Origin of the sequence: Phyllobacterium phragmitis, assembly GCF_002980495.1 — a bacterium.
GTDB classification, from domain to species: domain Bacteria; phylum Pseudomonadota; class Alphaproteobacteria; order Rhizobiales; family Rhizobiaceae; genus Paramesorhizobium; species Paramesorhizobium phragmitis.
In genome coordinates this window covers 147,877-161,580 of the sequence record NZ_PVBR01000007.1, presented here as the reverse complement: position 1 = coordinate 161,580, position 13,704 = coordinate 147,877, and the positions used below count along the sequence as shown (strand labels likewise).

Genomic DNA, 13,704 nt, shown 5'->3' with positions numbered 1-13,704 from the left:
AAAGGCCGCTGAAAGCGGCCTTTTTATATCAGTGGTGGTCTTATCAGACCGATTCGACGTGCTGCACTTCAGGCACGAAATGCCGCAGCAGGTTCTGGATGCCGTGCTTCAGCGTTGCCGTCGAGGACGGACAGCCGGAGCAGGCGCCTTTCATGTGCAGATAGACGGTTCCCTTTTCGAAACCGCGGAAAGTGATGTCGCCGCCGTCCTGCGCGACGGCAGGGCGCACGCGCGTCTCGATCAGTTCCTTGATGGTGCCGACGATCTCGGTATCGGCCTCGTCGAAGAACTCACCCTCGCCATGTTCGGGCACGCTGTCCTCGGTCGTGGACATGACCGGCGCGCCGGCCATGAAATGTTCCATGATCGTGCCGAGAATGGCGGGCTTGAGATGCTGCCAGTCCGGATCGTCCTTGGTGATGGTGATGAAATCATAGCCGAAGAACACACCCGTCACACCGGGCACTGCAAAGAGCTTGGCGGCAAGAGGCGATGTATTTCCCGCCGTATCGGCATTACGGAAGTCTGCCGTGCCTTCCGGCATGACCACTTTTCCGGGCAGAAATTTCAGGGTCGCCGGATTGGGCGTCGTTTCGGTCTGGATGAACATCGCGTTCTCCCGCGCTGGTTCTTGGAACTGTTCGAAAGTAGGCCTATCGGCCGGGCGGTTCAAGCCTGGCGTCAATGACGTCTGCGTGACCTATATAAGGATGTTAGGCGACGGCATCAATGTCCTGGTCTGTGAGGTTGTGCGGCACCACCGTAACCGGGACGGGAAAAGCCGCGCCGCGCCCGGCGATCGACTGTACGAGCGGGCCTGGACCTTCCTTGCCGGCCCCGGCCGCCAGCACCAGGACGGCGATGTCCTGATCTTCCTCGATCAGCCCGTGGACTTCCTCGGAAGTCTGCCCTTCACGCACGACGAGTTCCGGTTCCAGCCCCTGTTCCTCGCGCACCTTGGCGGCGAACTTGTTGAGCGTTCCCTGGGCCCGTTCCTCGGCTTCCGCGCGCATGATGTCGCCGACGCCGAGAAACTGCTGGAAATCGACCGAATCGATCACGAACAGCAGCACCAAGGTGCCGCCGGTGTTCTTGGCGCGGCGTGAGGCATAGGCGACTGCGCGGTCGCACTCCGGCGTCTCGTCGATGACGGCGAGGAACTTGCGGCGGTGTCCGGCTTCCCGGCTGAGACGTTTTGAAACCATGCGATCAATTTGCCATTGCAAGAGGGGACCTGCAAGGACGTGATTTCCCCCGCCTCCAAGATCCCGGAAAAAAACAAACGGAGCAAGACCGTTGCTCCGTCACGCTTTCGGCCCTGCGGGGCTCAATCCTGCAGGAAACCGATGATATCGCGCACATTGCGCATGGTCGCTTCGGCGAGAACGCCGGCGCGCTCGCCGCCATCCTTCAGGACCGCATCGACGTGAGCCTGATCGGCCGAGATACGGCGCATTTCGTCGGTGATCGGCGAAAGTCGCGCCACCGCGAGGTCGGCCAGCGCCGGCTTGAACTCGGAAAACTGCCTGCCGCCGAAATCGCGGATGACGCTGGCCTTGTCGGTGCCGGAAAGTGCGGCGAATATGCCGACGAGATTGTCCGCCTCGGGCCGGCTCTCCAGCCCTTCCACATCCGACGGCAACGCTTCGGGATCGGTCTTCGCCTTGCGGATCTTTTTGGCGATCGTATCGGCATCGTCGACGAGATTGATCCGCGAAAGGTCGGACGGATCGGATTTCGACATCTTCTTGGTACCGTCGCGCAGCGACATGATCCGCGTTGCCGGACCGCCGATCAGCGGTTCGGCCAGCGGGAAGAAGCCTGAAACGGTCTCGTCGCCGACGGCCATCTCGACACCGACGCCCAGCGAGGCGATGCGGTCGGAATAGTCGTTGTTGAATTTCTGCGCGACGTCGCGGGTCAGTTCCAGATGCTGCTTTTGATCCTCGCCGACCGGCACATGCGTCGCCCGGTAGACGAGAATGTCGGCGGCCATCAGGCTCGGATAGACGAACAGCCCGGCGGACGCATTCTCGCGGTCCTTGCCGGCCTTGTCCTTGAACTGCGTCATGCGGTTGAGCCAGCCCATGCGCGCCACGCAGTTGAACACCCAGGCGAGTTCGGCATGCTGGTGCACGCGGCTCTGGTTGAAGACGATATGCTTCTTGGGATCGATGCCCGCTGCGAGGAATGCAGCCGTCACCTCACGCGTCGAAACCATCAGGTCCGCGGGATCGGGCGAAACCGTCAGCGCATGCATGTCGACGACGCAATAGATGCAGTCGTGGCTGTCCTGCAGATCCACCCAGCGCTTGATCGCTCCCAGATAATTGCCGAGATGCAGGTTTCCGGTCGGCTGGACGCCGGAGAAGACGAGCGGTTTGAAACTGTTCATGCTGGTTCCCTGAAGCTGGTGGAGAGCCGGGTGGATGATATGGTGGCGCTTTTTGGCAGAGCGATGCGCGCCGATCAAGCGGAATCGCTGTCCTGTGTTTCGTTGCCGGCTGCGCGCGGCTTGCGTTTCAGGCTGCGCCTGATCATGCCGGTATCAGCGCCGCCGAGGCCGAAGGCGAGTGCGAAATAGACCACCATGGCCGTCAATATGAGGCCGCCCAGCGTCGCAGCCCGCACGAGCAGGGGAACACCGGTGGCAAGCGAGTGGCCGAGCCATTGCGTTGCGTAATGCAGCCCCGCCGCCATGATGGCCGCCGCCAGGATAAGGCGCGGAATGCGGGTCAGGAGCGGAATGTCCTGTCCCCAATGCTTGCGCCAGACCAGCGTGGAGAAGAGCAGGATGACATTGACCCATCCGGCGACGATTTCCGCCGTCGCGATGCCGCTTGCCGCGAAAATCGGAAAAAGCGTCAGGGCGAGTGAAATGTTCACGGCCACCGAAATTCCTGCAAAGACCATCGGCGTGCGGGTATCCTCGCGGGCGAAGAAGCCGGGAATGAATGCCTTGATCAGCACGAAGGCCGGCAGGCCCAGCCCATAGATGGCGAGGATATCGGCAACGATGCGCGTGGCGTCGGGCGAAAACTGACCACGCTCGAAGAGCAGCCGCACGATCGGCTCCGACATGACGAGCAGTGCTGCAGCCGCCGGTAGCGTGAGAAACAGCGTGAACTCGACCGAGCGGTTCTGCAGATTGGCGGCTTCCTTCAGATTGCCGGAGCGCAGCGCCCGCGAAAGTTCAGGCAAGAGCACGGTCGCGACCGCGATGCCGACGACGCCGAGCGGCAGCTGATAGACGCGATCGGCATAGACCAGCGAGGAAACCGCGCCCTCCTTGCCCGATGCGATATTGGTGTTGATCAGCAGGTTGATCTGGGTGATGCCGCCGGTTATCGCCGCCGGCAGAGCGAGGACGAGCAGCCGTTTGACATTGGGCGTGAGGCGCGGGCGCCGAAACCCGATGGCGATGCCCGCATTGCGCACGGCGATCCAGACGATGGCGAGTTGCACCAGCCCCGCCGCCATGACGCCCCATGACAGACCATAGCCGACAGTAAGCGCATCGTGACCGCGATACCAGGCATAGGCGAGGACGCCGATCAGGATGATGTTGAGAAAGACCGGTGCGACGGCTGCCGCGAAATAGCGATGCAGCGAGTTGAGCATTCCGCTCATCATCGCCGCAAGCGACATGCAGGCGAGGTAGGGGAACATGATGATCGCGAGCGTCACCGTGCTCTGGAATTTCTGCGGATCGTCGGCAAAGCCCGGCGCGATCACGTAACGCACCAGGAAAGGCATCGACAGTTCCATGACGATGGTGAGGCAGAGCAGCACCGTGAAGAGGACGCCGAACACCTCCTCGGAGAAGCGCTTGGCGCCGTCGAGGCCGTGCTTTTCGATTTCCTTGGCGAAGAGCGGCACGAAGGCCGAGTTGAAGGCGCCTTCCGCGAAAAGCCGCCGAAACGTATTGGGAAACCGGAATGCCGCGTTGAAGGCGTCGGCCACCGGCCCGGTACCAAGGGCTGCCGCCATCAGCATTTCACGGGTAAAGCCGAAGAGGCGGCTCATCAGCGTACCCGAGGCGACGGTGGCGAACTTCTTCACGAGGCTCATGGGTGAGAGCCTTTCATTTTGGCGCGTGCTTGAAACACCCCCCTCTGCCCTGCCGGGCATCTCCCCCACAAGGGGGGAGATTGGATATCAGGACCGCTTTCGCCAATCGCCACCGTTGCAGGCTCCGCCATCGATGCCAGCCAATCTCCCTCCTTGTGGGGGAGATGCCCGGCAGGGCAGAGGGGGGTATCTCGCGATTCCATCAAAACAGACCACTCATTCCGCAGCCTGGTGCGAACGGCTGCTGCCGCGCGCCTGGCCGTTTTCCTTGCCCAACAGCGCCAAAAGCTTGCGCCGGACATTGGCCTGCCGTGCCGGACTGGAAATCTTGTGGCCGACGAGATCGGTGACGTAGAAGGCGTCGATCACCTTCTCGCCGAAGGTGGTGATATGCGCCGAGGCGATATCGAGCGAAAGATCCGAAATCACTCCGGTGAGTTCGGACAACAGGCCCGGACGGTCGAGCCCCTCGACTTCGACGACGGTGAACTTGTTCGACAGCGTATTGTTGATCTCGACGCGCGGCTCGAGGCGGAAGGCCTTGGCCGCGCGTTTCGGCTTGGTGCGCTTGGCCAGCATGTCAGGCAGGTGGGAGCGGCCCGACAGCACGTCCTCGATCAGCTTGCCGACACGCTCAGCCCGTCTTTTCTCGTCGTCGTCGGTTTCGAATTCGCGATTGATCAGAATGGTGTCGAGCGCCCGCCCGTCGCTCGTCGTGAAGATCTGCGCATCGACGATATTGGCGCCGGCGCCCGCACAGGCGCCCGCGATCACCGAGAGCAGGCGCGGATGGTCGGGCGAAAGCACGGTGATTTCGGTCACCGCCTCGAAGGCGTGCGGCTGCACCATCGTTGCGAGCGGCTTGCCCGATGCATCCGTGTCGCGGATGAAATTGGCATGCCGCACCTGGTCTTCCAGACTGACGGTGAGGAAATAATTCTGGTAGTGCAGATTGAGATAGGCTTCCCGCTCCGCCTGCGGCCAGGAGGAAAGGGCGGTCGCAAGCTGCGCGCGGGCGTGTTCGAAGCGGTCCTGGCGCGAGACTTCCGAAAAGCCGCCGGTCAGGAGCAGTTCGGTTTCGTAGAAAAGCGTGCGCAGGAGCTGGCCCTTCCAGCCGTTCCAGACGCCGGGGCCCACGGCCTTGATATCGCAGACCGTCAGGATCAAAAGCAGTTTCAGCCGCTCCAGCGTCTGGACGGTGTCGGCGAAATCCTCGATGGTCTTGCGGTCGTTGAGATCGCGCGACTGCGCCACCATGCTCATGGTCAGGTGCTCCTGCACCAGCCATGCCACCGTCTCGGTTTCCGCCGGGCTGAGGCCTAAGCGCGGGCAGAGCTTGCGCGCAATCTTTGCACCCGCAACCGAATGATCCTCCGGCCGACCCTTGGCGATATCGTGCATCAGCAGCGCGATATAGAGGAGATTGCGGTCCTTCTTCAGCGCCGGCATCAGCGTGTTGGACAGCGGGTGCTCATGCTCCAGTTCACCATGCTCGATCTCCGAAAGGATGGCGATGCAGCGCAGCAGATGCTCGTCGACCGTATAGTGGTGGTACATGTTGAACTGCATCATCGCGACGATCTTGCCGAAATCCGGAATGAAACGGCCGAGCACACCCGACTCGTTCATCCGCCGCAGGATGAGTTCGGGATTGCGCGGCGATGCCAGGATTTCGACAAAGAGGCGGTTGGCTTCCGGGTTCTCGCGCAGTTCGGCATTGATCAGCTTGAGCGAGCGGCTGACCTGCTGCACCGCATGGGGGTGGAATTCGAGGCCGTTTTTGTCGGCCAGATGGAACAGCCGGATGATGTTGACCGGATCGTGCTGGAAGACCTCGTCATTGGCGATGTTGATGCGGTGGTTGTCGGCGATGAAATCCTGCGTACCGGCAAGCTTGCGCTTGCGGCGCGAGAAGGTGAGGAAGATGCGGTTGAAGCCCGGAACGTGCTTGGCCTGCTCCTCCTCCAGAGCGGCACAGATGATGCGCGTCAGGTCGCCGACATCCTTGGCGACAAGGAAATAGTGCTTCATGAAGCGCTCGACATCGTGCTGGCCGGGATGCGCCGTATAGCCCAGCCGGTGGGCGATATCGCGCTGGATGTCGAAGGAGAGCCTTTCCTCCGCCTTTCCCAAGAGGAAATGCATGTGGCAGCGCACCGCCCACAGGAAATCCTCCGCCTTGTTGAACAGCTTGTGCTCGGCGCGCGACAGCACGCCTGCCTTCACCAGTTCCTCGCTCGTGCGCACGCGATAGAAATATTTGGCGATCCAGAACAGCGTGTGCAGGTCGCGCTGGCCGCCCTTGCCTTCCTTGACGTTCGGCTCGACCAGATAGCGTGTTTCACCTGTTTTGCGGTGGCGGTTGTCCCGCTCGGTGAGTTTCGCCTGGATGAATTGCGGTGCTGTCCCCTTGACCACTTCTTGATCGAAGCGTCCGGTCATCTCATCATAGACTTCACGGCTTCCACAGAGGAAACGCGTTTCCAGGATGGCGGTGCGGATGGTCATGTCCTCACGCGACAGCCGGATCGATTCATCGATATTGCGCGTGGCGTGGCCGACCTTCAGTCCCATGTCCCACAGCATGTAGAGGACGTATTCGACCACCTGCTCGCCCCACGGCGTCTGCTTGTAGGGCAGGAGGAACAGAAGATCGATGTCCGAGCCGGGCGCCAGCGTGCCGCGGCCATAGCCGCCGACAGCGACAAGCGCCATCCGCTCGGACGTCGACGGATTGGTTGCGGGATAGACGGTGGTGGTGGCGAAATCGTAGAGCGTCTCGATGATGACGTCCATCAGATGCGAGAGGCGGGTGGCGCAGAGGACACCGCCGCCATCCTTCATCAACATCGCTTCGGCGCTCGCGCGCCCATCCGCCAGCGTGGCCTTCAGCGTCTGCAACACCTGGCCGCGTATCGCCTGAGCGTCGGCTTGTCCTGCAAGGGCATCCAATTGCCCGCGCAGTTTTTCCGCATTGACGATCTGTTCAAGCTTCAGGTCTGAGGCGCTCATGGAATGGGTCCGATGGATGGATGCTTCCTATAGCGCGTTTTGGAAGGGGTGGGTATGGGGAAAGATGCCGTGGAATGCCCCTCACCCTTACCCTCTCCCCGTCAAAACGGGGAGAGGGGGGACATAGACGCTTCGCCTGTTCTTCGTGCCAAGTGCAGGGAGAAGGAAGGGGCGGCAACGTTGAAGTCCCCCTCGCCCCGCTTGCGGGGAGAGGGTAAGGGTGAGGGGCATTTCGCCTACGTCGTCGCATTATAGGCCGCGATGGCCGCCATGTTGACGATGTCTGAATCCTTCGCGCCGAGCGAGACGATCTGCACCGGCTTGTCGAGGCCGACCAGCAGTGGGCCGATGACCGTCGAACCGCCCAGTTCCTGCAGCATCTTGGTGGAGATCGAGGCGGAGTGGAAGGCCGGCATGACCAGCACATTTGCCGGGCCTGACAGGCGGATGAAGGGATATTGCTCCATCAGGATCGGGTTGAGCGCTACATCCGCGCCCATCTCGCCGTCATATTCGAAATCGACGCGGCGCTTGTCGAGGATCTTCACCGCCTCCTGGATGCGCTCCGACCGCTCACCGCCCATATGGCCGAAGGTCGAATAGGCGAGAAGCGCCACGCGCGGCACATAGCCCATGCGCCGTGCCATGCCCGCCGCCTCCTCGGCGATATCGGCAAGCTCCTCGGCATTGGGCATTTCGTGAACCGCGGTATCGGCGACAAGCACCGTGCGGCCGCGGCAAAGCGCGATCGATACGCCGATCACCTTGTGCCCCGGCTTGGCGTCGATGACGCGGAGCACGTCTTCGAGTCCCGTCGCGTAATTGCGCGTCACGCCGGTCACCATGCCGTCGGCATCGCCGAGCGCCACCATGCAGGCGGCGAAATGATTGCGGTCATTGTTGATGATGCGGTGGCAGTCGCGGAAGAGATAGCCCTTCCGCTGCAGCCGCTCGTAGAGATAATCGGCATAGACCGTATTGCGGCTCGATAGCCGCGCATTGATGATCTCGATACCCGCCTTGGCGAGATCGACGCCGGCTGTCTCAGCCGTTTCGCGGATGCGCTCCTCGCGGCCGAGCAGGATGGCGGTGCCCAAACGCTGATTGGCATAGGAGACGGCGGCGCGCATGACCTGCTCTTCCTCGCCCTCGGCGAAGACGATGCGTTTTGGCTGGCGCCGCACCCGCTCATAGATGCCCTGCAGCGTCGAGGCGATCGGGTCGCGGCGGGCGGAGAGTTCGCGCGCATAGGCTTCGAGATTGGCGATCGGCTTGCCGGCGACGCCTGAATCCATCGCCGCCTTGGCCACCGCCACCGGTATGGCGGTGATCAGCCGTGGATCGAAAGGCACGGGGATGATGTAGTTCGGGCCGAAGCGCGGGCGGTTGCCCTGATAGGCCGCCGCCACATCGTCCGGCACGTCTTCGCGGGCGAGCTCAGCCAGCGCATTGGCGGCGGCCACCTTCATCTCCTCGTTGATGGTGGTGGCGCGCACGTCGAGCGCGCCGCGGAAGATATAGGGAAAGCCCAGGACGTTGTTGACCTGGTTGGGATAGTCGGAGCGGCCCGTCGCCATGATCGCGTCGGAGCGGATGCGCGCCACTTCCTCCGGCGTGATTTCGGGGTCCGGATTGGCCATGGCGAAGATGATCGGGTTGGGCGCCATCGAGCGCACCATATCCTCCGTCAGCGCGCCCTTGGCCGAGACGCCGAAGAAGATGTCGGCTCCGTCCATGGCTTCGCTAAGCGAGCGCTTGTCCGTTTTCACCGCATGAGCGGATTTCCACTGGTTCATGCCCTCTTCGCGGCCCTGGTAGACGACGCCCTTGGTATCGCAGAGAATGACGTTCTCAGGCGTGAAGCCCATGGCCTTGACCAGCTCGATGCAGGCGATACCGGCCGCGCCCGCGCCATTGCAGACGAGCTTGGTCGTCTTCATGTCGCGCCCGGTCAGGTGCAGCGCATTGATCAGCCCGGCGACCGCGATGATCGCCGTGCCGTGCTGGTCATCGTGGAAAACCGGAATGTCCATCAATTCGCGCAGGCGGCTTTCGATGATGAAGCAGTCCGGCGCCTTGATGTCTTCCAGATTGATGCCGCCGAAGGAGGGCCCGAGATAGCGCACGGCGTTGATGAAGGCGTCGATATCGGTGGTATCGACCTCCAGGTCGATGGAATCCACGTCGGCGAAACGCTTGAACAGCACCGCCTTGCCTTCCATGACGGGCTTGGAGGCCAGCGCGCCGAGATTGCCCAGCCCGAGGATCGCCGTGCCGTTGGAGATCACCGCCACCAGATTGCCCTTCGACGTGTAGTCATAGGCGCGCGCCGGGTCTTCGGCGATGGCTTTCACCGGTACGGCGACGCCTGGCGAATAGGCAAGCGAAAGGTCGCGCTGCGTCGCCATCGGCTTGGTCGGGTTGATCTCCAGCTTGCCGGGACGGCCATTGGCGTGGAAATCGAGCGCTTCCTTGTCGGTGACCGAAGGTGCAGTCCGGCTATTGCTCTTGATGCTGGATGGATCGACGGGCATGTTCCCTCCGGGGCGTTGTTCTGTGGAGGAAAATTCGATACCGCTAGCAAGACGGTGTGTAAACAGCACAACAGGGAATAGGTATTATTCAGGTCAATCGTGTATGGCTCAATTTGCCCCTCACCCTTACCCTCTCCCCGTAAGGACGGGGCGAGGGGGACGCCAGCGTTGCCGCTTCGCCCGATTCCCCGTGTGCGGGGAGAAGGTCCCGGCAGGGGGATGAGGGGCGTTCTCCGGCATATGCGATTGAACTAAGTTCGACACATCCTAACCGGGAAACACGCATTGAACGACAAGCCGCAATTCACCGACGGGCCCCGGACGGGCGCGGACGCCTATGACGCGGGCGCGCGCCCGATGCCGATAATGACGCCTATGATGGAGCAATATATCGAGATCAAGGCTGCGAATGAAGGTTCGCTGCTGTTCTATCGCATGGGCGATTTCTACGAGCTCTTCTTTGCCGATGCCGTCGAGGCGTCGAAGGCGCTCGGCATCACGCTGACCAAGCGCGGCAAGCATATGGGCGAGGATATCCCGATGTGCGGCGTGCCGGTCCATGCCGCAGACGATTATCTGCAAAGGTTGATTGCCAAGGGCTACCGCGTCGCCGTCTGCGAGCAGACGGAGGATCCGGCGGAGGCAAGGAAACGCGGCTCGAAATCGGTGGTGCGCCGCAATGTCATCCGCCTCGTCACCCCCGGCACGCTCACCGAGGAAAAGCTGCTCGATCCATCGCAAGCCAATTTCCTGATGACGCTCGGCCGCGTCAAGGGTGCCGAGGATGGGCGCATGGCGCTTGCCTGGATCGACATTTCGACCGGCACCTTCCGCGTCTCCGAAACGGCGCCGGGCAGGCTGCTTGCCGATATCATGCGGGTCGATCCGCGCGAGTTGATCGTCGCTGAGCCGGTTTTTCATGATGAGGAACTGCGCCCGGTCTTCGACATGATCGGACGCGCGGTGACGCCGCAGCCGGCGAGCCTGTTCGACAGCGCGATCGCCGAAGCCCGCATCAAGCGCTATTTCGACGTGGCGGCGCTCGATGGCTTCGGCCAGTTTTCGCGCAGCGAACTCTCCGCGATCTCCGGCGCGATCGCCTATATCGAGAAGACCCAGATCTCCGAACGCCCGCCGTTGATGCATCCCGAGCGCGAAGAGGAGGGCTCCGCGCTCTTCATCGATCCCGCGACGCGCGCCAATCTGGAACTGGTGCGCACACTTTCGGGCAGCCGCGAGGGAAGCCTGCTCAAAGCGATCGACCGCACGGTGACGGGCGGCGGCGCCAGGCTTCTGGCCGAACGGCTGACCTCGCCGCTGACCGATCCGGCGGCCATCGCCGCGCGTCAGGACGCGGTTTCCTTTTTCCTGACCGAACAGCCGCTCGCCGAAGGACTGCGTGAAGAACTGAAGGGTGTGCCCGATATGCCGCGCGCTCTCTCGCGGCTTGCGGTCGGTCGCGGCGGGCCGCGTGATCTCGGCGCGCTGCAACGCGGCCTCGATGCGGCGCGGGGGATCGCGGCACTGCTTGCAGACCGCGACCTGCCGCCGGAAATCGAAAGCGCGCGTGCCGCCCTTGCCTCACTGCCGCAGGATTACGCCGAACATCTCGACCACGCTCTCCATGATGAATTGCCGCTTTTGAAACGTGATGGCGGTTTCGTGCGGGCGGGCTATCATGCCGAGCTCGACGAGATGCGGGCATTGCGCGACCAGTCGCGCCGGGTCATCGCCGGCCTGCAGGCTCGCTATACCGATGAGACCGGGATTAAATCGCTGAAGATCAAGCACAACAACGTGCTCGGCTATTTCATCGAGGTGACAGCCAATCACCATGCGATCATGACCGGCAGCGACGAGGCGAAGGGCCGCTTCATCCACCGCCAGACCATGGCCAATGCCATGCGGTTCACCACCACCGAGCTGGCGGAACTGGAATCGAAGATCGCCAATGCCGCCGATCGGGCGCTCTCCATCGAACTCGCCATTTTCGACACACTGACCAACGAAACCGTCGCGCACGCCGATGCGATCCGCGCCGGCGCGGCAGCCCTTGCCGTGCTCGATGTTTCCGCAAGCCTGGCAGCCCTTGCCGAGGAGCAGGGCTATTGCCGTCCGATCGTCGATGCGAACCTCGCCTTCAACATCGTCGCCGGCCGCCATCCGGTGGTCGAGCAGGCGCTGCGTCGGCAGGCGGCCAATCCCTTCGTCGCCAATGATTGCGATCTCTCGCCGCAGGGCGATCAGCACCATGGTGCGATCTGGCTCCTGACCGGCCCGAACATGGGCGGCAAGTCGACCTTCCTGCGCCAGAACGCGCTGATCGCCATCCTGGCCCAGATGGGATCTTTCGTGCCAGCAGGCTCAGCCCATATCGGCGTGGTCGACCGGCTGTTCAGCCGTGTCGGCGCATCTGACGATCTGGCGCGCGGCCGCTCGACCTTCATGGTCGAAATGGTCGAGACCGCGGCCATTCTCAACCAGGCGAGCGAGCGTTCCCTGGTCATTCTGGACGAGATCGGCCGCGGTACGGCCACTTTCGACGGACTCTCCATCGCCTGGGCGGCAGTCGAATATCTGCATGAGAAGAACCGCTGCCGGGCGCTTTTCGCCACCCATTTCCATGAAATGACGGCGCTTTCGGAAAAGCTCGTCCGGCTCGCCAACGTCACCATGCGGGTCAAGGAATGGGACGGCGACGTGGTCTTCCTGCACGAGATTGCCAAGGGTGCCGCCGATCGGTCCTATGGCGTGCAGGTCGCCCGCCTCGCCGGCCTGCCGGAAGCGGTGGTCAACCGGGCGCGCGACGTGCTGCATCAGCTGGAAGCCGGCGAAACCTCGGGCAAGGCCGACAAGCTGATCGACGATCTGCCGCTCTTTTCGGTCGAGGTGAAGCGCGAGAAGCCGAAGCAGAAGGGCGACAGTCCGCTGCTACAGGCCATCCTGGCGCTCAACCCCGACGAGATGACGCCGCGCGAGGCGATGGATGAGCTTTACCGGCTGAAGGTGCTGGCGGGGAAATCGTAGGGCGAATGACCGGGAAGGGATGCACATCCGGCTCACCCCCCTCTGGCCTGCCGGCCATCCCCCCTTGTGGGGGAGATGGCCGGCAGGCCAGAGGGGGGTGAGATCGAAGAGAGTCACGGCTCTCAAAGAATCACCTCGCCCTCAGGCCCCTCACATGAACCGGTCCGCTTCCGCACCGTAATAGGTGATATATCGGCTCGATATGTGCGAGACCGGCAGGACGATGAACACGTCGGTCGTGCCGAAGGCCTGATCGACAACCGCGCCGTCGCCGATCATCGCGCCGAGCCTCAGATAGCCCTTGATGAGCGGAGGCATGGAGAACAGCGCCACTTTCGGATTGATCGCCTCCAAAGGCATCAGATCCATCGGCTGATAGCGCTGCGGCAGCGCCCGCACGTCCCAATCCGCGTCGGCGCGGCAATGATGGTGCAGGAAGGACAGCGATAGCGCATGAGCCGCCGGGATGGCGCCATGGAACGAGGCGCAGCCGAACATCACATCGATATGGTGATGGCGGCAATAGGCCCATATGCCCTGCCACAAAAGTTCGACCGTACGCTTCGAGCGGTATTCCGGCTTGACGCAGGAGCGGCCGAGTTCGAGAAATTTGAGATCGGATTTGGCGAGCGTCAGCCGGTCGACGTCATATTCGCTCGCCGAATAGAAGCCATGGGCCTCGCGTGCCTTTTCGCCGCGCAGCAGCCGGTATGTGCCGACGATCTGCCGGTGTTCCGGCTCGGCAATGGCCGTATCGTAGACGAGTAGATGATCGCAGGCGGCATCGAATCGGTCCGCATCGCGCTCTTCCAATATTGCCGCGTCTTCCCGCTTCGCACCCAGCTCGTCGAAGAAGACCTTGAACCGCAATTCCTGTGCTGCGGCGATTTCCGCGGCGGTTTGGGCAAGCCGCACTTCCAGCGATCCCATTCGCCCGAGAACGCCGGGACTGTCGGGGCGCGTGAAAAGGGCCGGGTGTGCTTCGATGCTCGACATGCCTGCATCATTAATGATTTGCCGGGAAATTCCAAGCAAGGTGCTCATGGTGGTCTTCTCCCAG

At 62.5% G+C, this 13,704-nt stretch carries 7 protein-coding genes and 1 pseudogene; 1 reads left to right on the top strand and 7 read right to left on the bottom strand.

Going from position 1 to position 13,704, the window contains the following annotated elements; genetic code table 11:
- Nucleotides 1-43: 43 nt before the first annotated feature.
- From C5748_RS11775 to C5748_RS11745, 6 genes are all read right to left on the bottom strand, one after another.
- The gene (locus tag C5748_RS11775) at nt 44-610 is read right to left on the bottom strand and encodes a NifU family protein (RefSeq protein ID WP_105742121.1); all 567 of its coding nucleotides are present in this window, start codon (nt 608-610) and stop codon (nt 44-46) included.
- Between the two features lie 103 nt (nt 611-713).
- Entirely contained in the window at nt 714-1,205 is a 492-nt protein-coding gene (locus tag C5748_RS11770) for a universal stress protein (protein ID WP_105742120.1), read from the bottom strand.
- 122 nt (nt 1,206-1,327) lie between these two features.
- Nucleotides 1,328-2,395, bottom strand: a complete 1,068-nt coding sequence (gene trpS / locus C5748_RS11765; protein WP_105742219.1) for a tryptophan--tRNA ligase — start codon at nt 2,393-2,395, stop codon at nt 1,328-1,330.
- Between the two features lie 74 nt (nt 2,396-2,469).
- Nucleotides 2,470-4,071: a murein biosynthesis integral membrane protein MurJ gene (murJ, locus tag C5748_RS11760; protein ID WP_105742119.1), complete on the bottom strand. Its 1,602-nt coding sequence runs from the start codon at nt 4,069-4,071 to the stop codon at nt 2,470-2,472.
- 216 nt (nt 4,072-4,287) lie between these two features.
- On the bottom strand, nt 4,288-7,101 hold the full coding sequence (locus tag C5748_RS11750; RefSeq protein ID WP_342588358.1) for a [protein-PII] uridylyltransferase: 2,814 nt from the start codon (nt 7,099-7,101) through the stop codon (nt 4,288-4,290).
- Between the two features lie 218 nt (nt 7,102-7,319).
- The gene (locus C5748_RS11745; protein ID WP_105742117.1) at nt 7,320-9,617 is read right to left on the bottom strand and encodes an NADP-dependent malic enzyme; all 2,298 of its coding nucleotides are present in this window, start codon (nt 9,615-9,617) and stop codon (nt 7,320-7,322) included.
- A 366-nt stretch (nt 9,618-9,983) separates the two neighbouring features.
- On the opposite strand from C5748_RS11745, the pseudogene mutS reads away from it, so the two are divergent.
- A pseudogene (mutS, locus tag C5748_RS11740) lies at nt 9,984-12,644 on the top strand (DNA mismatch repair protein MutS); the annotation flags it as partial.
- Nucleotides 12,645-12,794: 150 nt separating this feature from the next.
- Here the strand turns inward: mutS and olsB are convergent.
- Nucleotides 12,795-13,688: a l-ornithine N(alpha)-acyltransferase gene (gene olsB, locus C5748_RS11735; RefSeq protein WP_199194775.1), complete on the bottom strand. Its 894-nt coding sequence runs from the start codon at nt 13,686-13,688 to the stop codon at nt 12,795-12,797.
- Nucleotides 13,689-13,704: the final 16 nt, after the last annotated feature.